General features: G+C 46.6%; 16 protein-coding genes. 2 read left to right on the top strand and 14 right to left on the bottom strand.

The window, feature by feature from the left end:
- Positions 1-53: 53 nt before the first annotated feature.
- From G9G53_RS06605 to ftsE, 9 genes are all read right to left on the bottom strand, one after another.
- The gene (locus G9G53_RS06605) at positions 54-413 is read right to left on the bottom strand and encodes a hypothetical protein (RefSeq protein ID WP_165146317.1); all 360 of its coding nucleotides are present in this window, start codon (positions 411-413) and stop codon (positions 54-56) included.
- Positions 414-686: 273 nt separating this feature from the next.
- The gene (locus G9G53_RS06600; protein ID WP_165146315.1) at positions 687-4742 is read right to left on the bottom strand and encodes a glycosyl hydrolase; all 4056 of its coding nucleotides are present in this window, start codon (positions 4740-4742) and stop codon (positions 687-689) included.
- A 297-nt stretch (positions 4743-5039) separates the two neighbouring features.
- Positions 5040-5423 carry a hypothetical protein gene (locus tag G9G53_RS06595; RefSeq protein ID WP_029514546.1) on the bottom strand — a complete coding sequence of 128 codons (384 nt, stop codon included), beginning with the start codon at positions 5421-5423 and terminating at the stop codon, positions 5040-5042.
- A 273-nt stretch (positions 5424-5696) separates the two neighbouring features.
- Positions 5697-6254 (bottom strand): class I SAM-dependent methyltransferase, encoded by a 558-nt coding sequence (locus G9G53_RS06590; RefSeq protein ID WP_029514547.1) that lies wholly within the window; start codon positions 6252-6254, stop codon positions 5697-5699.
- Between the two features lie 177 nt (positions 6255-6431).
- Positions 6432-7748, bottom strand: coding sequence for a PDZ domain-containing protein (locus G9G53_RS06585; RefSeq protein WP_165146312.1), 1317 nt, complete (start codon positions 7746-7748; stop codon positions 6432-6434).
- Positions 7749-7913: 165 nt separating this feature from the next.
- Entirely contained in the window at positions 7914-9380 is a 1467-nt protein-coding gene (locus G9G53_RS06580; protein WP_165146309.1) for a S41 family peptidase, read from the bottom strand.
- Between the two features lie 206 nt (positions 9381-9586).
- The gene (locus G9G53_RS06575) at positions 9587-10870 is read right to left on the bottom strand and encodes a M23 family metallopeptidase (RefSeq protein ID WP_029514550.1); all 1284 of its coding nucleotides are present in this window, start codon (positions 10868-10870) and stop codon (positions 9587-9589) included.
- A gap of 83 nt (positions 10871-10953) precedes the next feature.
- A complete protein-coding gene (gene ftsX / locus G9G53_RS06570) occupies positions 10954-11871 on the bottom strand; it encodes a permease-like cell division protein FtsX (protein ID WP_013312238.1) in 918 nt (305 codons plus the stop codon).
- Positions 11861-12547 carry a cell division ATP-binding protein FtsE gene (ftsE, locus tag G9G53_RS06565; RefSeq protein ID WP_023990620.1) on the bottom strand — a complete coding sequence of 229 codons (687 nt, stop codon included), beginning with the start codon at positions 12545-12547 and terminating at the stop codon, positions 11861-11863. The genes ftsX and ftsE overlap by 11 nt, the downstream gene beginning before the upstream one ends.
- 224 nt (positions 12548-12771) lie before the next feature.
- On the opposite strand from ftsE, the gene G9G53_RS06560 reads away from it, so the two are divergent.
- Positions 12772-14190, top strand: a complete 1419-nt coding sequence (locus G9G53_RS06560; RefSeq protein ID WP_165146306.1) for a VanW family protein — start codon at positions 12772-12774, stop codon at positions 14188-14190.
- Between the two features lie 70 nt (positions 14191-14260).
- Here G9G53_RS06560 and G9G53_RS06555 read toward each other — a convergent pair whose 3' ends face one another.
- Complete coding sequence (locus G9G53_RS06555; RefSeq protein WP_165146303.1) at positions 14261-15412, bottom strand: S-layer homology domain-containing protein; 1152 nt, start codon at positions 15410-15412, stop codon at positions 14261-14263.
- Positions 15413-15677: 265 nt separating this feature from the next.
- Here G9G53_RS06555 and G9G53_RS06550 point away from each other — a divergent pair, with 265 nt between their 5' ends.
- Complete coding sequence (locus tag G9G53_RS06550) at positions 15678-16466, top strand: alpha/beta hydrolase (RefSeq protein ID WP_029514553.1); 789 nt, start codon at positions 15678-15680, stop codon at positions 16464-16466.
- 78 nt (positions 16467-16544) lie between these two features.
- On the opposite strand, the gene G9G53_RS06545 is transcribed toward G9G53_RS06550, so the two are convergent.
- The 4 genes from G9G53_RS06545 to G9G53_RS06530 all read right to left on the bottom strand — a co-directional run bounded on the left by G9G53_RS06545 (position 16545) and on the right by G9G53_RS06530 (position 21270).
- Positions 16545-18179 (bottom strand): glycosyltransferase family 39 protein, encoded by a 1635-nt coding sequence (locus G9G53_RS06545; RefSeq protein WP_069010684.1) that lies wholly within the window; start codon positions 18177-18179, stop codon positions 16545-16547.
- A 103-nt stretch (positions 18180-18282) separates the two neighbouring features.
- Positions 18283-19884 carry an ArnT family glycosyltransferase gene (locus G9G53_RS06540; RefSeq protein ID WP_165146300.1) on the bottom strand — a complete coding sequence of 534 codons (1602 nt, stop codon included), beginning with the start codon at positions 19882-19884 and terminating at the stop codon, positions 18283-18285.
- Positions 19881-20300, bottom strand: coding sequence for a GtrA family protein (locus G9G53_RS06535; RefSeq protein WP_029514556.1), 420 nt, complete (start codon positions 20298-20300; stop codon positions 19881-19883). The genes G9G53_RS06540 and G9G53_RS06535 overlap by 4 nt, the downstream gene beginning before the upstream one ends.
- Complete coding sequence (locus G9G53_RS06530) at positions 20263-21270, bottom strand: glycosyltransferase family 2 protein (protein WP_029514557.1); 1008 nt, start codon at positions 21268-21270, stop codon at positions 20263-20265. The genes G9G53_RS06535 and G9G53_RS06530 overlap by 38 nt, the downstream gene beginning before the upstream one ends.
- Positions 21271-21284 lie beyond the last annotated feature (14 nt).

Here is a 21284-nt window from a genome sequence, read left to right as displayed (position 1 = left end):
CCTCGACAGCCTTGGTGAAGAAAGTGAAATATACATTCACTTTCTTCATTAATTTATCTTTTCACAATAAAAGTGTAGACTCCCAACTTAGCACCATTAGATTTATATGCTTCCACTTGGGCTGTACCATATCCAATAACTGTAACCTTATTACCAGTGAGCTTAATAACGTTACTTCCATACAAAAGCATCCAGTTTGAGCCTTCCATGTAGTATTCACTTCCCATACCCAGAGGTACGTCTACGTCTTGTGGTTTAATAGGTGGCTTTTCTCCGTTGGCAGGACTAAAAGTTACCGTAACTGTCGCCGGTTTTACATCTGATACCGTTGAACTTACTGGTGAAGCAGAGGCTACTCCCCCTAAAGATAAAGCTAACGCAGAAATAGATAATGCTAAGATTGCTTTTTTCATTTGTCATTTCTCCTTTTTAATAGTCTTCTTTAAAAGTTCTTAAGCTACTAAACACCTTGCTTTATGTCTGTGGCTACGTTTCTGTTACATTTTTTCATCTCCTCCCTTCTAATTAATTCCATTCTAATTCTTGATATGTTACAAAAAGAATAGAAATAAACATATCATTTCATTTTTTACAAAATAATCATATAGGTGTTTTCTCGTATAAAAAAATGAGCAGGTAGGATACTAAATCCCCCTGCTCATTTCAGCGATAGTATTTATATCATTTTAATTAGCTACCGGTTCTGTTCCCCAAACAAGTACGCCATTATGATACAACGTAGCTTTCGTATGATCGGCGAATGAAGTCTGCGTGCCTTTATACGAGTAATCGTCACTTTCGTTATAGTTCGACCAGTCTGTTTTATGAATACGGGTTTGAATTTCGCCCGTGCTTCCTCCAGATGCTAACACGCCTGCATCCGAGTTGAAGCTGACTTCCAAATAATAATCAGCGCCGGTGACGGCCTTATCCATTTTAACCAGTTTACCATTCAGCTTTGAGCAGCTCAGCATTGCATAGTCGCAGTTGAATGTCTGCGCGCGGTCGCCGTCGATCGTGTAGTAGTAGCGAATTTTCAACTCGTTGATCGGTACGGAGGCTGTACCTTTGTTTACAATTTGGAAGTGCGGGTTCAAGTTATTGTCGTCCACATTTGTATCCGCTGCGCGATACTGGAGCACCAGTCCCGTTGTCGGCTGCTGAGTATCCGCTTTCGGTGCTGCGCTAGCCGTGTTCGAAACCGTTTGACCTGCATCGTTCTTCGCTACGACTTGGTAATAGTACATCGTGTCTGCCGTTACGGCTGTGTCGGTGTAGCTGCTTTCGTATACATCGCTCGCTACGGTGGCGAACGTACCGTTTTCAGCCGTCGAACGCTTCACTTCATAGCTTGCGGCATTCGCCGATGCTGTCCAGCTCAGCTTTACTTTCGCCGTTTCGCCCGCTGCCTTCAGTGTGAAGCTACCCGGTACAGACGGTTGCTCGGTAATACCATACGTTTTTAAGTTAGTCGGGAGCTTTTCAAGCGTAATGACGTTTGGATGGTTATACACTTTTTTCAGATGCTCAAGACTGTTTTGTTTGCCGTCTCTCAGGAAATCCCCATACCATGTAGCGAACCAGCTCCAATGGGCTTGATACGCCTTCATCAGATCAGGGTCCGGGATAGGTCCGTTTTCGCTCATGGCAACTAACTTTTTGTCCTTGCCCAATGTAACAAGGTCTTCGTATTTTGCAATTTGCGGACTGTAGTCGCCTGCCTGCGGATAAGAATCAAAGCTCAAAATATCCACATACTCGTCTCCCGGGTACCAATCAGGCGCTACAGAATTCCATACCCAAATCAAATTGTTCAGTTTGTGCATATTCGTCAAACGGTCATGCATCAAAATATACAATTTTTTAACAGGCTCAGGGCCTTTGGCGCCCCACCAGAACCATTTGCCTTCCGCTTCGTGCAAAGGACGGAACAGCACAGGAACTTTCGCATCCTGCAACTTCTTCAATTGCCCTGCAATCACATCGATGTCGCGAATAAGCAATGTATAATCTTCGGACTCTGGATGATTCATCGCATATTCGATATCGAATGTGGTCGAATCGGCATAGAAGCCTCTCCACCATTCTTTTCCCTGCGTATCGATCAGACCTTTCGGCGCGTTCCAGTGCCATGCAAAGGTAACGATGCCCCCTTGCTTATCCCATGCAATCGCCTTTTCCGTCTCTGTGGAACTAAGACCGTGTTCCGCTCTGCTTGGCGAATAGTCGATCAGGTCAAGCGCTGCAATTGCTGGTTTTTTACCTACATTGGCTTGAAGCCAATCAATTTCGTTTATCTCCTCCTGACCAGAGAGCATATTCTTCCCGTATTGATCAACCAGGTAGTTCATCAATGCTCTTGCTTCTATCGTCGCATTCGGATTAATGAGCGTTTTGGTTACCGCATGCGGTGGACGGTCAGTAGCTGGCTCCAGCTTGACATAGTCGATATCATACCAGCCCCAGCCTGTTTCAAAACCGATCGTATTGGCCCCTGCATTCAACAGAACCTTACCACCGGAAGTCTCTTTAAAATCAGCCGATTTCGAAAGTATCAGCTCGCCAGACGCTTTGCCGTTTAAAGAGAAGTTCGTGCGTTTGTCATCATGAGGAGAACGGTAGCCGATTGTAAGATTGTACAAGCCTGCCGCCTCTGCCTGAATCGTCATCGCCAGGGAATCCCCCGGATTGTGGAAATTAGTTACATAACCAGTACCTGAGAAGCCAGTCCCGCTGGATTCCACAATGGTTCCCTTCAGCGTGCCCTCTTCGGCTTCATAGCGATTCGATCCGTCTACAGGCGCTCTAGGAACCGCTTTCAAAACATTGGATTCGCTCATTCCCGCCTTTGTTTTTGCGGTTATTTTATAATAATAAGAAGTGCCGTTCGTTACGTTGGTATCTGTATAAGACGTTTCGACCAAGTTGGATGCTACAGCAGTAAAAGGACCATTTTCATACGTAGCCCGCTGTACACTGTACCCTACAGCTCCGCTGGAAGCGTCCCAGGACAAATCGACTTTCCCATCGCCAGTCTCAGCTCTCAGCGCAAAGTTTTCGGGACCTTCCACAGGTGTATCATTGCCAACAGTCAGCACGATGTGATAAGCCGTCAATGGTGGTACTGTATAGGTAAAGCGGTTGCCTGAAATTTGCGTGATTGGTGCGGATTCCTTAATTTGCGAGCTATTTTTGTCGAAGCCCCATACTTTACCGGAACCGTAAGTCGTCTCGCCGGAAAGATCAAATTGGGCGTCGAATGCGCTGTCCATGCTTTTATTCATGACAACGAGGTGCAGTTCTTTGTAGGATGCATCTGTTACGGAAGCATGCACCGAGCTATTAACAATATCCGACGTTTGCGCGTTAACGCTGATATCACCGAAAGTAGAGCTTTTTCCGTCATAATTGCGATAAAGCTTGTAAGCGGCACTAACGTAGTTGTTGGCACCCTCCTTTAACTTCCAGTAGTTTGCCATATAAACGTCGTTTTTGCCCAAGATGCCCAACACATCGGCCATAGCGATACCGCCAGAAATATCATTTTCGCCGCCATAGCTATACTCAGTCAAAGCCAGCTTGGTTCCCGGGTAATACTTATCCACCGACTGCTTTAATCGAGGCAATAAAGGCAAGAATTCACTGTTCCATTGAGCGATCCAGCTATCTTCCTTGTAGGTCGGATCCCACAAAGTACGAGGCGCCTGCATTCTGGCTTTCTTCGTTTCGTCATTGCCTACCTCATTCGTAATTCGTATGCCTCCGCCCATCGCTTCGGGATACCAGTGGACGTCGAAAACATCCAGCAATCTCTTGCCTTCAGCTTGCGAGCTAAGGCGCATTTGATCCAGGTAATAGTCCACGAACCAGCTGTAGTTGCCTTTTACAGAGTTCCAATCAGGTGCGGTTTGAAGATCTGTATAGGCGCCAAAACCGTAAAGAACGGGCCCAAAAATTTCCGCACCCGCGTCAACCGCTTTAACAGCTTTGGATAAACTTACCGACCGGTCTACCAACTCTTTGGCTCCGACCTTTTCACCATGAATGCGCGGATGCGTGTGCGACCAGAGAGCGGGTTCATTGTCGAGCGCATATCCTTTCACGCCCGTCTTTGTTGAAGCAACGCCGTACTTTTTCACTAAAAAGTTGACGAATTCATCCGCATAAACCTGATTGTCATTCAGATCAGGCTGTAGTTGAAACGGCGCATTTTTAGCGTTTACGACCTGATTCCAACGAGCAGAAGGGGCCTTTTCACTTTCCTGCACACTTCCGTTTCCATCCTTGGCCACATAACCAGCCATCGGCAGCGTGACTAAAGAATATGTGCCCTGCTTCAGCGATTGATCGTGAAACGAGGTTGCCACCGCACCTGGCTTTTCACATTCGGCTTTTGTCAATCCGGCGTTGTCGCATAAATAGCTATCGCTGGACTGCATCCAGTCACTTCCTGCATTGGACATATTGTTTTCCCAGTTATATCCGGTCATTCGATTGCCACCAAGTCGTCTGGCAGTCAGATTCTCATCGCCTGTCAATTCCTGATTCGTACCGTAAATATAAGGGCTAATCGGCTTACGATCCTTGGATGTATCGACTTTAATGGTAACGGTCTTTGCCGTTTGACCGTGAACTACAGTTGGAGTCGGTAGAGCCCCCCCTACTATAATCGTGCATGCCATGACGACCGGCAGCCATTTGGAACGTTTGGACCAAATACCACTACTATTTTTCTCCTTCATGCCGCTTTCCTCCTTTAAGTTTGAAAAGAGCGGCACCCATACGAGTGCCGCTCTACAAGGCTTTAAGGCTCCTGATTCCAAACGAGTTTATCGTTCTGGTACAGCGTCATATCCCTGCTTGAAATGTTCCAGCCGAAGACAACACCCTCTTTCTTTGAAACTGGATTTATAATATTACCTTAACACAAAGGTATATTTACATTTTTAACTATTGTTTTAATTAGCTAGTATTAATTTCTTAAATAACCATATTGCTTGAGTATCCCAATAGCTCTTGCTTATCCACACTCGTCTTTCCTACCGTACTTTATCCTTTTGAATAAGCTTATAATAGATGCGCGCAGGCTCTGATTCTCCAGTGGATAAAATGTATTCTGCCAAAGGTGCGCACAGCTTTTGGAGGTAAAAGGAGTATAGTAGCTCGGCCGTGTCAAAATGAATTTTCAACACCTGCTTCATCAAACCTTCGAATTTGGAGTAATCCAGTTCTTCCGGGGTAATATCAAACGGGTACTCAGGAAAGGTTTTTTTCTGAATTTCAACAAACTGCTCCCTAAGCTTCGGTTGATTGCCTGAACGGGCAGCCGAGAAATTCATCATAAAAAAAGATACAAAGTCCGTCTCACGATCACTTAACTTATAGTACTCACACCAACGCATGAATATCAGTGGTTTTACCATATATAAATCTCCTTTAACAAAAGTTCAGATTTATCATGAATCTTACAAAAATCTAGTGGGTTCCATCTTATGTAATATATAGGTTAAGCCCCATTTTAAAATATGATTCCTTAAATGAATTTTGCTTTTTAACATATCCCCTTCTTATATATCTATGAAAGTGGACAACAAAAAAAGACCGTTTCAGTATCTTAATGACGCTGACCAAGTCTTCTCATAATCATCCGTATAATCGCATTCGTATTTATTCTAATCTTCTACATAGCTGCAAGGTTACAGGCTGCACGTGAACACATAAGCGGGCGGGACATTGCAGTTTACCTTTTTAATCTGAATGTCAGCAAAAAAGGTGCGGAAAAAATTGTGTTTGACCTTGCTGTACTGGAACGTAATAAATTTGCCTTCCTGGCCCAAAACCTCAGCCGTTTGTCCCAAAATAAGGCTAGATAACGCGCCTGGCAGGCTGGTGAAAGGGAGCCCTGATACGACATAATCCACTTTTGGAACCTCATACTGTCGTATATACTGCGCTACATGCTCAGCCGATCCATGAATGATGTGTACCTTCTCCAAGTGTCCGTACTTGCTTTGTAGCGTTTTGTAAAACGATTCATTAGCTTCAATCACTAAAAGTAGCGTTTCTGGACGCTTGTTCAAAATCAGCTCTTGCGTAAACACACCGGTCCCTGCACCATATTCAATAATGCACGATGCTTTGTCAAAGTAAATCGGTGTGGCAATTTGTTTGGCCAACTGTCTTGAGCTGGGTATAACAGCGCCTACGCTGCGTGGATGCCTGATGTACTCTCGAATAAAGTGAATCGCGTTCATCTTTTCCTCTCCCTGCTTGACACACATGATAGACATTCGGTTCATCGACGCTTCTTATTACATATTCATTGTATACCGATCAGAATATTGATTTCAAGCAGGCTACTGTCGGCATATAAAAAGAGCGTAGCCTTATTCGACTCTAATCAAATAATGACTACCCTCTTATTGTAACATCTATTTGTTCATGGTATCCAACTGTGTACCCTCTGCCTGCGATGCCTGTCCAGCTTTACGTCGCCGTGCGCCTATATGCATGGCAACAATCCGATAGATGGAGGCCGGCTGTAGGGATACGGCCCAGCTCGCGTCTGCATCCGGTGCAAGCACGACCCCTAGCTGGTGATGATCGCCATCGTACATGCCTCGCTGCACAAACTTGCTCTCGCCTTGCAGATTGCGTACTTCCAGCTTGCAAAAGGCAGAATTGATCCGCAAGGCCTGGTGTAACTCGGCACGGGTATTCACAATAACTCCATTCACGCGGTAAATGGCCTCGCCCGGCAGTATGCCCATGGCTGTCGCCGGACTGTCTGGCAGCACAGCGAGCACACGCATCCCTTGCTCCGGATGGACAAACATCGGGCTAAGACGACTTTCCTCCATATTACCATACCAGATCAGCGCCTCATGAGCCAGAAAAGAGAATAACGCTGCTAACAATATCAGCGGACTCCACCATGCCGCCAGCAAGCTCAACAGAAGTAAAGCCACACTGTATAGGAGCAAGCGGTTCGAAGTGAGTACCGCCTTCTGTCGTGGTAGCTGGCCTAGCGTCACGCTGCTGAAGCCCATCAGGATTGGCAAGGCTGTCAGCATATACCCGGTTCCGGCATCGCCGCCAAACAAAGGTGTCCAGGGAAGCGTGAATCCCCCCTGAGTCGGTACCAGCAATAACAACGGAATGGGCCAAAGGTCTTCCATACGATAACCGCCAACCAATCTTCCCCGTTTGCCCTCGACAAACAGCGGAGTGGCAGCTTTCCCCCCTTGCCAGCGAACCAACAGCGCCTCAGCCACATGCAGCACGGCGACCAACACCAACAGTGCTGGAATATCCAATCCGCGGATAGCCGTTACTGAAGTTCCGAGCGCTCCCACAGGTTGCCAGCCACTGGCCACATTTAGGAAAAATTGAACCACACCTAGCAGACCTACCGAATAAGCGAGACACAGGTAACGGACGCGTACCAGCATGAGCAGTAATGTTGCTACCCACAGGCACACGATGGAAGCCGGGTTCAGATGCACGCTGACGAACATTCCCAGAACGGATAGCGCCATTCCAGCAAGCAAACCACTCCATACGACACGCCAGGTCTCTGAGGCCCAGCTATGCATTTTAGTATGAAATAGCTTGCGCTCCAGCAGCATTTGCCGACGATAACCAAGTGCGACAATGAGTATTGAGATATAATAAAACGGCTGCATAAGCAGGTATAAGCAAGCATTCAAGACGCTCCATCCCCATTGTAATGCCCATTCCAAGTCCATTCACACTCCCTTATGCCCCTGGCCCGCTGTATAGCGGATCACGTACACTTCATATCCATTTATTCTATATGAAATTGCCAACGTAGGGAAGACAAACCGACAGACTGCAAATAAATCCCAATATAAAAGGAGGCTGTTTCCAGCCCCCTTGTTGTAGCCTCACTATTATTTCGCTACGCTTGTCTTCATTTCCTTCCGAATCTCTTCAATCCCCTGCTTGAGTTGATTATCATTTTTCGGATCACGAATTTTCTCAATCAGCTTGGCTTCCATCGCTGCTGCTGTCTTCGCATCAATGATGCCACTAGCCGTCAGCTTCGCTTGTTTTTGAAAAGCAATAACAGAGCTTTCAGTTACTTTGTCAAAATAGCCATCCTCGCGACCTGGTTTGTAACCCAAACCTTGCAGAATGATTTGTGCATTTTTCACATCACTGCTATTCATATTGTATTTCAAGGACTTTTCCTTGTTCAGCGGTGCTGCTGTGAAGTATTCAGGCTGTTCCACCGCGATGTTCGGCTTAATCCCTTTTTTATGAATCCACGTTCCATTTGGCGTTAACCATTTGGCAATCGTGATTTTGAGCAGGCTACCGTCACCCATTTGCTTGTCATAGCTGGTTTGTACAGTACCTTTACCAAAGGAGTTTTCCCCGATCAACACAGCACCTGCTGATTGCTGGAGAGCACCTGCCAGAATTTCGGACGCACTTGCGCTACCTTTATTCATTAGCAAAGTCACAGGGTAATTTTTACGTGAACCTTTGGATTTCTCTTCTTCACGCTTCTGATTCTTGTCTTCCACTTGTACAATCGTTTTGCCGGAAGGTACAAATTGCTGCGCAATCTCAATGACAACGGAAAGCACGCCGCCCGGGTTATTACGCACGTCAATGACGAGCCCTTTTAGCCCTTGCTTCTCGAGCTTCGCCAACTCTTCCTTGAATCGTTCTGCTGTATTCAAGGAGAACTGGGTGATCGTGATGACGCCTACACCGTCGCTTTCCATATGAGCTGTTACAGTTTCCATATCAATATTGTCACGGGTAATCGTGTATTCGAGCGGATCAGGAGAGCCACTGCGCTGAATTTTGACTTTCGCCTGACTGCCTTTAGGTCCACGGATTTTGGAAACGGCCTTGTTCAGATCCAATCCGTCCATTGTTTCACCATTAACAGACAAAATAATATCCTTAGAGCGTAGCCCTGCCTTTTCAGCCGGCGAGCCTTTAATTGGCGTGACTACAACTACTTTTCCGTTTTCAGCCGCTACTTCAGCTCCGATCCCGGTAAAAGAGCCTTCTATAGATTGCTCGAACTGTTGTGCAGTTTCTTTACCCATATAAGAGGAATACGGGTCGCCGAGCGACTCCATCATACCATTGATGGCGCCATCCACCAGCTTGGTACGATCCACATCCTGATAATATTGTCCCTGAATCAGGTCCATCGCCGTCTCGATTTTGCGGATATCACTTCTGGAGGTAGAACTGCTACCTGTCACACTCGCCAGCAGTCCTTCGCCCAGAGCGCTGTTCCCTACTGTAGTCGTTCCAGTATAGGCAAAAGTGAGCAGACTGCCGCCAAGCAGCCCGATCACCATCAAGAGTATCGCTGTACTTTTTTTCAACATCTAATCGTCCACCGCCTTCTCGTTATCTTGTATCCTATTGCCTTACAACGCATATCCATCCACGAAGTATACGTCTAGCTTGTACGGAATATGTTAATTGTATCCTACTCCGTGTCTCAATGCACATGTTCTTCATCGGATATTAACCATTACAGCAAAGCCCTATCTACAACCGTAATGGCTATAAATAGGGCTTACCTTATTTACTATAAATAGTTCATCGGATTTACAGGTTTGTTATTTTCGCGCACCTCAAAATGACAGTGAGGTCCCGTGGAATTGCCCGTCGAACCAACTTCTGCAATTTTTTGACCACGTTTCACAGTCTGCCCCGTATGAACCACCGTACCGCCATTGCGAATGTGTCCGTATAGGGTCCATAGTCCGTCTCCATGGTCAATTACAACTGTGTTTCCATAACCACTCCACCACTCGGCAACAATGACAACACCGTCTTCAGCTGCATGAATATCAGTTCCCTGCGGAGCCGCCATATCAATACCTGTGTGGCCTTTAAGCTTGCCAGTAATCGGATGTACCCGCATGCCAAAAGTAGATGAGAGTCTGTAATGAGATACAGGTAAAGCCAACGTACCTGATCCACCCGTATACGTACTGGCTGCCGCATGGCTGGAATTCGAGGCAGCGCCTGAGGAAGAAGATGCATATCGTTTGGCTTCAGCCGCACGTGCAGCCGCTCTGGCGCGTGCTGCTTTGGCAGCCTGCTCCGCTCTGAGCTTGTTCTTCTCCTGCACCAGACCCACACGTTTGTTCGCGAGGGCTACCAGCATGTCATTTTGCTCTTCGCTGATTTCATCTGACTCCGCAATATCATGATCATAATTGGAAATCAGTCTTTGCTTCTCTTTCTCCTTCGAATTCAGTTCTGCTTTGGCGCCCTGCTTGAGCGCATACAGCTTCTTGGCATTTTTATATTCCGTATCCAGCTGCTTCTTCTTACTTACGACCAGAGCCTTGTCCTTTTTATGCTCGTCCAACAGGATTTGATCCTGCTCCACGATCGTTTTCAGGGAATCTACCCGGCTAAGAAAGTCACTAAAACTGGACGAAGACATCAGCACGTCCATATATGAGACGGTTCCATCCGTATACATCAAACGCACACGAGTTTCCAGCATTTTTTCCCGTGACTGGATACGATCAATGGCCTCAGCTAAATCTTTTTTAGTCGCACGCAGATTATCTTCCGTTTGATCAATCTGAACCGCAACACGAGTCAGCTGATCACTGACACTGTTAATCTGAGCAAGCACAATTTTTAGGTTTTGCACGGTTTTATTTTTGTAATGTTGGGCATACTGTTTATCTTGAGCAGCCTTTTCCTGTTGTTGCTTGGCAGATTGGGCCTGCTTTTCCAATTTGTTCAGCTGCGAATTGATCTCACTCATGCTTTTGGCATATCCGTCAGAAGGCTGGATTAGCAATGCGGCTACCAAGGTAGCGGCCAACACAGATCCTGTTTTTTTCAACTTGCACTCCCCATCCTTTATCGCAAAATAACACCGGGCTTCCCCGTTCTATTAAATCAACCACGACGTCCATCCAACGTTTCTTATACTTTTAAGAACTTGCGCATGGACAGGGTACTGCCAACAATTCCGACCAGCATCCCCAAAATAATCAGCAATGCACTCAACTGAATCCAAATGCCTTCAAGTGGCATAAGCTTCAACATATTCAGAGCTATATCGCCCTGAACGGCGGTCAGCAAACGCTGATATCCAGTAAATAAAATACCCACGGTAATCAGGGAACCAATGAGACCAATAAGCGCTCCTTCAATAAAAAACGGCCAGCGTATAAAAAAGTTGGTCGCACCGACCAGCTTCATAATGCCAATCTCTCTTCGTCGTGCCAATATGGTCACGCGAATCGTATTCGAGATGAGGAACATGGACATGATCGCCAGTCCAGCGACGAATATAAAGCCTACATTACGAATGAGCTTCGTAATCGTAAAGAGCGTCTCTACGGTGCCTTTTCCATAACGAACCTTTAAAATCGGTTTCTCTGGATGCAACGTATTCAGCTTCTCAATCTTTTCGGCCACAAATGGAACCGTTGTTGGTTCAATAACCTCTACCACAATTTTGTCCGGCAGTGGATTGCTGTCCTTGTCAAAACCCTCCAGCAGCTCCTTGCCGCTGTCACCCAAATCTTTGCGCAGCTCTTCCAAACCCTGAGCTTTAGTCACAAAGGTCGTTTTGCTGATTTCTGGCATCGCCGCGATTTCCTTTTGCAGTGTTTCACGCATGTTTTGCTCTACATTCAGCTCCAGAAATACGTTAACCTCCACCTGACTATCTGCCTGATCAGCCAGGGAATTGACGTTGAGCACCAGCATGATAAATACGCCCAATATGAGCAGTGACACAATAATCGAGGTGACGGATGCCACGGACATCCAGCCATTGCGGAATATGTTTTTGAAACCTTCCCGCACATGACGTAAGAAGGTGTTAAAAGTCATATCCGTACTCCCCTCTTACCTGATCTCTTACGATGTTGCCATTTTCAATGGCAATCACGCGTTTACGCATAGAGTTCACGATGTCCTTATTGTGGGTCGCCATCACAATGGTCGTGCCCCGAAAATTAATTTCGTCCAGCAACTGCATGATCTCCCACGATGTTTCCGGGTCCAGATTTCCCGTAGGTTCATCGGCAATGATCACGGAAGGATTGTTTACGATGGCCCGTGCAATCGCTACACGCTGTTGCTCCCCACCGGAAAGCTGGGCAGGCTCACGATTCATTTTTGTTTTCAAGCCAACCAGTTCAAGCACTTCGGGTACCCGTTTGCGAATCAGCTTCTTGGGAGCTTCAATAACTTCCATAGCAAAAGCCACATTCTCATAAGCCGTCAAACGCGGCAAAAGCCGGAAATCCTGAAAAATGACTCCGATGTTACGACGAACGTAGGGAATTTTACGCTGCTTGAGCTTCCCGATATTAAAACCATTGACTGAAATTTGCCCCTTGGTAGGTACTTCTTCTCTATAAATAAGCTTCATAAAAGTCGATTTCCCCGCTCCAGACGGGCCGACTACGTATACAAATTCATTGCGGTCAATTCTGACCGATACTCCTTGAAGTGCGTGGGTTCCGTTAGTATAGGTCTTCCACACATCCTGCATTTCAATCACTCGATCACTTCCCGTTGCTTAATCATATTACGCATAACCTAATATCCATTCGACATATTCCATGCATTTCCTTTAAAAACTTCTCTATTTCATCATACCGTTTATCATTGTAACAAATTTGTTACCTAAATAGTACCGAAAGTTTTCTGCTTTTGGCACATATATATGAATATTATGGCACACGAGTATGCTATCAAGCTTATCAGACAGGAGACATCTGCATTATGAAAAAAATTCATTTATCTGTCATTTGGATATGGTCTGGTGTTCTGGCGCTAGCCATGTTGTGGGGAGGACTTCATCTGTACGCCGACAGACAAACACTGCCGGAGGGAGTGAGGGTCGGAGGAATTAACGTAGGAAGCATGGATCACACAGCCGCTCTTCGGCTGGTGGATAAAAAATTGGATGCATTGAAGCAACGTCCACTACTTCTGACGGACAGTGACAGCAGTGCACAGGATATAAAAATTACACTTGGGGAAGCAGGGATTCGTTATAAAGCGGAGGCATTTCGAAATGCCGTGAAGGCGCTGAGCTCAGAGCATCTATGGACTCGTGTGCAGACACGTTTTAGCTTTGAGAAGGAATGGCCTATCGCTTCTTTCCGACAAAAGGAGATATTGAAAGCCCGATTCGGAGCCGATTGGGAGGAGCAACGATACGGCATGCCTGTCAATGCTGTACGTCAGATTGATGGGAATGATCAGGTTCGCTATATTCCGGGGCGCTCTGCACGACGTCTGGATTGGCCCAAACTGGACGCTGCCCTGGAAAAGGCGTTGCCCAAGGATTTTACTGCTTATGAAGAGCCGGTACGAGTGGAATTACCTTTCCGTCAGCTGGAGCCGAAAATTTCGGTAGACAGTCTGCGTAACGAAGGGATTGAGCGCAAAATCGTCCAGTTCTCCACCAGTCTGGGCAGCAGCTCGGAAGGACGCGTGTACAACGTTAACTCAGCGGCAAGCACCGTTGATGGTTTAATTCTCAAGCCTGGCGACATATTCGACTACGGCCAATTGATTGCCAAGGCTGAGCGCACTCATGGCTTTCGTGAAGCTCCAGTGATCGTGAACGGTCAGTTGGAGTCCGGTATAGGCGGCGGGATTTGTCAGGTATCCAGCACGGTGTATAATGCAGCGCTGCGAGTCGGTTTGGACATTGTTGAGCGCCGCAACCATTCCTTGCCGGTCAGCTATCTGCCCAAAGGTCAGGATGCGACTTTCGCTACGGGGTCCATTAATTTCCGTTTTAAAAACAATACAGGCAAGCATTTGTTACTTCGTGCGGCTGTCCAAAACCGAACACTTACTGTTAAATTTTTTGGTACATTTCCGTCCAATATTTCGTATGAACTGGAATCCCATACGGTTCGCGTACTTCCCATACCGGAGAAAAGACTCCGTAATGACTCACTTTCCCCCGGCTTCTATCAAGTACTTCGGCAGGGCAAAGAAGGGTATGTGGTAGAAACATTTCGAGTAAAAAAGGTAGACGGAAAAGCCGTAGAGCGCACCCGAATCAGCTGCGATACGTACCGAGCGCAGCAACGCATTATAGCTAGTTATGGCGGTGGCACATCGTCTGAGCCACAAACACGTGAACCCGAGAAGTCTATTGTCGAGGACGGTATAAGCGAATAAACGAAAAATCCCCCTTCCACTGTCGGCTGGACTTGTTCCAGACAGAGTGAAAGGGGATTTTAGCTATATATTACTCGCTGCGTTTACCCAAAACAGAAATTTCTACAGGCTCACTTTCGTTACCGTCTGCATCTTTAGCTTTGATTACCAGTCTAACCGTTGCTTTTTGAGTAAGCGCACTGATACTAAATGTGCCATCATCTTTGGCTACTGCACTACCGATAGGCAGTTCGTTGGAATAGGCGGTTACTGTGGAACCTGCTTTAGCTGTCCCCGTAATTGTACTTTCTCCGTCATACACATTGTTGACTTTCAGTACTCCCGTAGTTGCAACTGTGTCTGTGGTGCTATCTGTAGTCGTATCCGTAGTTGTGTCTGCATCTGTGTTGGTATCTATTGTTGTAGAGTTGTTCGTAGTCGTGCTATCTGTGCTGGTATTTGTGCTGCTATCTTCTGTTTCGCTGCCAGAAGTAGTCGACGTGTTACCATAAGTGGAATCTGTCACGTTGCTGTATGTGGAATCCGTTACCGTTCCACCAGGAGTCGTCGTCAGATTATCAACAGGGCTCAGGTTGTAGCCGGAAGCAGCGTCCAGAATAGCAATTGCCTCTGCACGAGTCAGCGACTTCAGTGGCTGAAATTTACCATCCGGATAACCATTGATGATTTTTTGCTCCGCAGCTGCCGCTACACTTTTCTTTGCCCAAGATCCAATTTTGTCGGAGTCAATAAATTTAGTAACATCTGCTGCGTTACCCGCAGTGAGTCCAATAGCTTTGCCTACGATAGCCGCAGCCTCTTGACGTGTTACCTTACCATTTGGTTTGAGCTTGTTACCTGCATAGCCGCTTATGTAACCTGCATTCACGGCACTTGTCAGCTCGTTGTATGCCCAGTGAGAAGCTGGTACATCTGTGAACGTTCTGCCACCATTACCGTTTACTTTTACACTGTCCGCATACGTTACGTCTGTCACAGCTGGAGTATCCTGCGTGAACGTACCCAAGCTGCGGTTCAGAAGAACAATAAATTCTGCACGTGTGATTGCCGCATCCGGTTTTACCGCGCCGTCCAATTGTCCTGTGGCTGACCAGCGTTGCACCTGATCTCCTGCCCAATGTTCATTTGTAGTTTGAGGAGCAGCTGCCGCTGCGCTGAATGCGCTAAGAATAAGACCTGTACTCAATACACCTGTAACTGTATTTCTTAACTTTTTTCCCATGCTATAAATTCCTCCTCTGATTGGATTCATCATTCTTTTTTAAACACTTTACCAGAAATCAAACCCAAATAACCCCCAAATTAAAAAAATCGTCCCATATAACCATACCCCCTCCTAATGTAGGATAAATAAGAAACGGGACTTAATACCTAGTCGCTCACTTGGATATGTATATTTAGACAGGCTAAGGTATACTGAATGAATACTCAGTCATATGCTGAACACCGCAATGAGGTCACAAACCCCTAGGAAAAGAGGTCTTCTTATGGCTCTTATTCAATGTCAGTTTTATTCGGAAGTTCTTGGTCTGAGCACATCCATGAATGTTATTCTTCCTCAGGCAACCCGTTCACAAATTGGACTAGAGGGCAAGCAAGGAACTGGGCCACATCCGACGCTGTATTTGCTGCATGGCCTATCGGACGATGATTCAACCTGGTTGCGTCGAACCTCCATTGAACGCTACGTGGCCTCATTGGGCCTGGCTGTCGTTATGCCCCAAGTACATCGGAGTTTCTATACGAATATGGAGCAAGGAGCGGCTTATTGGACCTTTATCAGTGAAGAATTGCCGGCTTTGGCACGTTCATTCTTTCCTCTATCCGACAAGCGTGAGGATAATTTTGTAGCCGGACTTTCTATGGGTGGATATGGTGCTTTCAAACTGGCACTCCAGCATCCAGAGCGGTTTGCAGCCGCTGCCAGTCTTTCGGGAGTCATGGATTTACACGCATCACGCACCGATCCTATGCAAAATGCGATGAGTCCAGCGGAATGGCTTAACATTTTTGGGCCAGATGAAATACGCGGAACAGATCACGACTTGCTAGAGTTGCTACAACGTCATGCTGCCTTGGGGACCTCACTCCCCCGACTCTACCAATGCTGCGGCACAGAGGATTTCCTCTATAAGGGAAATCAGGCTTTTCGTGAAACATGTAGTACCGTCGGGGTTCCGCTGACCTACGAAGAAGGTCCTGGAGCGCATGAATGGGGATACTGGGACGCGAAAATTCAGGATGTTCTGGCATGGCTACCGCTCAAAGAGCACTAAACAGGTTAAAAAAATCCCCGTAGCTTCTCTCATCGCACCATGGCGAAGGGATAGGCTCGGGGATTTATTATATGCACATTAGGGATTTGTTGTGGTCTCCGTTGATGGAGATTCTTTAGTTAGTGACTTAGGCAGTACTTTATACAGGCGCCACTCGCCATTAAACTCACGTTCAAGCTGAACCCATGGGGCACCATGTTCATATAAGTTCGGATATACCATATTGATCTTACTCAGTGGCATGCCTGACATGATCTTAGGTACAAGGATATAATCCACATGGTGATCCTGCGGATAACTTAATGCCTTATTGAACGAATAATCGCTGGTGATCAGGAAGCGTTTAGGATGTTGGCTGTAAACAATCATGGTGTAGGCTGAAGCCGAATCGGTCATAATGGTAGACTTCGGCAGATGCTCATCCAACCAAACGGCAATCCTACGATCTGACTCCTGTCTCACATAGTTCACATTACCTGTCCGTGTGAGAAAGCTGTTCTCATCCGGTGCAATATCCGGGCGAGTCAACGCATAGGAAAGTAATCCAGCGGTAAGCAGCAGACTGACGGATACCAGGCCAAAGGCTGCCCTCCGCCATCGTCCCTGAAGCTGGCTCAACTCATAAGGCAACCAGGCTATGGTAATTGGGAATACATACATAAAATAACGAAACCATCCATACGAAGATTGCTTCATCATAAGTAAAAACTGCAATCCCGGCACTGATAGGAACAGCAGCAAAATAATCAGGGTTCCCCATCGGAACAAGCGTCCACTCAACAGACGAATGAACAGAATAGCCAACAACGGTACCGAATACCAAAGTGTTTTGGAAGCAATAAATTTCAAGGCTACCAGCGGATTGGAGAAAATCTCTACAAACTTATCATCATTCAGCAGCTCTGCCGATTGGGCCGTGTTCGAATACTCCGAATTCAGGAAGTAAAAAGCATTCCCCATAATGAGATAGTTAAAGAAAATCCATAACAGCCCGGAAAAGACCACGGGGAGCAGAAGCAGTAACCACGTTGCCTCGACCTTGTGCAGTTTTTCTCGCAAGGCCAGCTCGCGTCTGCCCATGTTTCGATGGAGAAACAAAACCGCCAAGACCACGCCACCTGCCATTGCCACGCCCAGAGGAACCGCTTCATAACGAGTCCAGAACGCCATGGCAAGCGCTAATCCAGAAACAATCAGACTTGCCGTCATGCGATCCTTGAGCCACAATGCAAACTCAATCACCGTCATCATAATGAAATATATGTATAGCGAATCACTCAGCCCATTGGCACCAAACAGTAAAATAAACGGATTCAGTGCATACAACAAAGCCAGCAGCAAGCTCATACTAGAGCTAAGCCCTGTTCTGACACCCGCCCGATATAGCAACATAGCGGTCAAAGCAGAAAAGGTAGCACTCAAAATAATAGCAGCCAATCCATAGGTGGCTAATGCCGGAAAGATTGGATACAGCAGTAGAATCACCATTTCCAGAAGACTGGGTAGTGGATTCCAGATAAATCCGATGGCGCCCAGATGCGGGTCGCGGCTGTACAGCACGTAAAATGCGTTAGCTACGCGACTGAGCGCGTCTGTGTGCATATATCCCAGAACATAGCTGAAATAGATGCCCGCAGAAAGTTCCAATGCAAGTATAAATACAAACAGACCTATAGCCATCCATCTGCTTGCAGACCATTTGCGAAAGGACATTCCTCTCGTTCCCCCTCAAACTTCTTGCGGTGATACAGCTGTAGCCCACTCACACCCTACAGCTGTATCCTTCCCTCCGCTACGATGCACTAAAATATAATAATTATTTCGATTCTTCATGCTCTATTTTGTACAGTCGCCACTGCCCGTCAAAGTCATGTACCAACGAGGCCCACGGCGCTCCCTTTTCGAATAAATCAGGATAGCTCCGGTTTACCTGATCCAGCGGTACCCCATCCACCAAGCGCGTGACCAAGACATAATCCACCTTGGAAGCAGGCAGATCTATTAAAGATTCCCCAAAATCATAATCACTCGTAATCATAAACTTCTTCGGAATTTTGCTGCTCAAAATGATCGGATAGGCGGCATAAGAATCTGTCAAAATAAGAGATGAACCATAATACTCATCCAGCCACGGCGCTATTTTCCGCTCAATAATTTGACGTTCGTAGCTTTCATTACCACTATGCGTCAAATAGCTGTGTTCATCTGCTGCAATCGCGGGGTTCGTCAGTGCGTAGGATAACAAGCCTGCTGTTACCAACATCCCTGCCGTTACCAGTGAGATTCCGATCCCCCGCATTTTCCCCTTCAACAGACTAAGCTCATACGGCAGCCAAGCAACCGTAATCGGGAATACATACATAAAATATCGGAACCAGCCAAACGAAGAATGCTTAAACATCAGTAAAAGCTGAAGCCCGGGTACCGATAAAAAGATTGCTAATAGCGTAAGCGTGCTCCAACTCCACAGACGTTTGTCCAATAGGCGTATAAGCAAAATGGAAATTAACGGAGCCGCATACCATAAGGTTCGTTGCCCTATGAACTTTAGCATCAGCACAGGGTGGGCGAACATGGCCACAAAGCGCTGATCCTCTAACAAAGCCGCTGATTGTGTGGAATTGGAATATTGCGAGCGTAAAAAGTAAAGCGGGTCGCCCATGATAATCCAGTTAAAAAAGAGCCACAGCAAACCGGAAAAGACAAGCGGCAGCAACAATAGAAGCCATGTCGCTTCTACCTTGTACAGGCGCTCTTTTAAAGACAATTGCGTTCTAACGCTCTCTCTGTTTGTACGCCACCGATGCAGAAAAAAGATCGTCAGCAATACACCCAAAGCCATCGCAACACCAAGCGGAACCGCTTCATAGCGCACCCAAAAAGCGAGTGCAAGTGCAAAACCGGATACGATCAAATTCGCCGCCTTGCGATCCTTCAACCACATACAAAATCGACTCACTGTCAACAGGATGAAAAAGATATATGGCGAGTCACTTAAGCCGTTGAAGCCAAACAGAAACATAAATGGATTCAGTGAAAATAATAGCGCAATCAGCAAGCTGGTTGCACCGTGAAGCCCCAACTGTTTGCCCGTCGCATACAATAATGCCGCGCTCGCCCCTGCAAACAGGCTGCTCACAATCACTGCCGCCAGCCCGTGGGAAGCGAGTACTGGAAATAAAGGATAAAACAACAGCACGATCAGTTCCATCAAACTGGGCAGCGGATTCCATACAAACCCGATAGCACCCAAGTGTGGATCACGACTGTATAGCACATAAAATGCATTAGCCACTCGACTGAGCGCATCGGTATGCATATAGCCAAGATGCCAAGCAAAATACACACCCACCGCCAGTTCAAGAGCAGCAATAAAAGCAAACAATGACAGCAATTTTCCGTGTTTTCTTAAAATCATGAAACCTCTTTCTGACGCTGTTGCGGAACGGAGAAGATCCAGTAGCGGTTCCAGAAATAATTATGAACAGGCACGATGATGGTAGTTAGTACTTCACCGATCAGATACGACCAACCGATCCAGTGAATGGTCACGTACATCAGGGCGGCATTTAAGAGTAAGCCACAGGTACAGACCAATAAATATTTAAGAAACTGGGTGCGGCTTCCCTCACCGGTAGGCTCGAACGTCCAGTTTCGGTTCAGCACATAGGAAACGAGCAGCGTAACCACGAATCCTATTGTAGTAGCCATTACTGCAGGTACCGTAAACAGCTCCACCAGCAGCACAAGTACACCAACATGGATACCTGTACCCAGCAGTCCTACAATACCGTATTTAATGATTGGATACTTTAGATATGAACGTCTGATCATGTTGATTAAACTCCCTGTCCACCCACAATCGGTCAGCATTCGCCCGTTTATCTGCTATCAGATAGCGAGGTCTAGCTTTGACTTCGTGATATATGGCGGCAATATATTCTCCTACTACTCCGATCGACAGCATGAGTACACTGCCGATAATCAAGAGCAGCAAAATGACAGTGGTAAAACCGGTCACAGCGTCACCCATTAATTTACGCATTAAGGTCTGAATCCCCAATACGACTGAAATCAGCATAAAAATGAGGCCCATTAGACTTACAACCCGCAATGGTACTGTCGAAAACGATACGATCGCTTCTGCTGCCAGTCGAGTCAGCCCTAACGGACTCCAGCGGCTTGGACCCTCTTCGCGTGGAGCCACTCGGAAAGAAATCTGGGTTTTACGGAAACCGAGCCAGGCCGTCATTCCGCGAAAAAACGGCATCCGCTCTGGCATCGCCATCCAGGCATCCACCACTCGTCGATCCAGTAGCTTATAATCGGAGGCATCCTTGAGATTAAAGCCCGTCAAGCGGTTCAAGGTCGCGTAGAACAAAGAAGCTCCAAGCTTTTTGCCCACCGACTCTTCTCCCCGGAATTCTTTCACACATTCGACCAAATCATAACCTTCATTTTGCCATAAACGCACCATTTCTCCAATCATCTCAGGAGGGTGCTGCAAATCACCGTCCATGACAATGATTGCATCGCCAGAGGCATTTTCCAGACCTGCGCACAACGCCAGTTCCTTACCGAAGTTCCGACTCAACCGGAGCGCGAGCAAAGAGGGCATTCGATGGGATAATTCAGACAATTTAAGCCACGTATCGTCCTTGGAACCATCATCTACAATGATGAGTTCATAGCGTGAGGTGACAACAGACAGTACCCCATCAATCACCTTAAGCGAACGCTCAAGATGCGAGCTTTCATTGTACATGGGAATGACGACGGATAAAAAAGGTGTTTTTGTCTCCATTCTTGCTCCTTCTT

The organism is Paenibacillus sp. EKM206P (assembly GCF_011066155.1).
Lineage (GTDB): Bacteria > Bacillota > Bacilli > Paenibacillales > Paenibacillaceae > Paenibacillus > Paenibacillus polymyxa_D.
Note: the sequence above shows the minus strand (reverse complement) of the source record. Positions and strands in the feature narration are given on the sequence as shown.

Coding starts and splice junctions, on each gene's coding strand:
- G9G53_RS06555 (WP_165146303.1), bottom strand. CDS start 15,412: ATGGGAAAAAAGTTAAGAAATACAGTTACAGGTGTATTGAGTACAGGT.
- ftsX (WP_013312238.1), bottom strand. CDS start 11,871: ATGACTTTTAACACCTTCTTACGTCATGTGCGGGAAGGTTTCAAAAAC.
- G9G53_RS06530 (WP_029514557.1), bottom strand. CDS start 21,270: ATGGAGACAAAAACACCTTTTTTATCCGTCGTCATTCCCATGTACAAT.
- G9G53_RS06550 (WP_029514553.1), top strand. CDS start 15,678: ATGGCTCTTATTCAATGTCAGTTTTATTCGGAAGTTCTTGGTCTGAGC.
- G9G53_RS06540 (WP_165146300.1), bottom strand. CDS start 19,884: ATGATTTTAAGAAAACACGGAAAATTGCTGTCATTGTTTGCTTTTATT.
- G9G53_RS06560 (WP_165146306.1), top strand. CDS start 12,772: ATGAAAAAAATTCATTTATCTGTCATTTGGATATGGTCTGGTGTTCTG.
- G9G53_RS06595 (WP_029514546.1), bottom strand. CDS start 5,423: ATGGTAAAACCACTGATATTCATGCGTTGGTGTGAGTACTATAAGTTA.
- G9G53_RS06585 (WP_165146312.1), bottom strand. CDS start 7,748: ATGGACTTGGAATGGGCATTACAATGGGGATGGAGCGTCTTGAATGCT.
- G9G53_RS06535 (WP_029514556.1), bottom strand. CDS start 20,300: ATGATCAGACGTTCATATCTAAAGTATCCAATCATTAAATACGGTATT.
- G9G53_RS06600 (WP_165146315.1), bottom strand. CDS start 4,742: ATGAAGGAGAAAAATAGTAGTGGTATTTGGTCCAAACGTTCCAAATGG.
- G9G53_RS06545 (WP_069010684.1), bottom strand. CDS start 18,179: ATGTCCTTTCGCAAATGGTCTGCAAGCAGATGGATGGCTATAGGTCTG.
- G9G53_RS06605 (WP_165146317.1), bottom strand. CDS start 413: ATGAAAAAAGCAATCTTAGCATTATCTATTTCTGCGTTAGCTTTATCT.
- G9G53_RS06580 (WP_165146309.1), bottom strand. CDS start 9,380: ATGTTGAAAAAAAGTACAGCGATACTCTTGATGGTGATCGGGCTGCTT.
- G9G53_RS06590 (WP_029514547.1), bottom strand. CDS start 6,254: ATGAACGCGATTCACTTTATTCGAGAGTACATCAGGCATCCACGCAGC.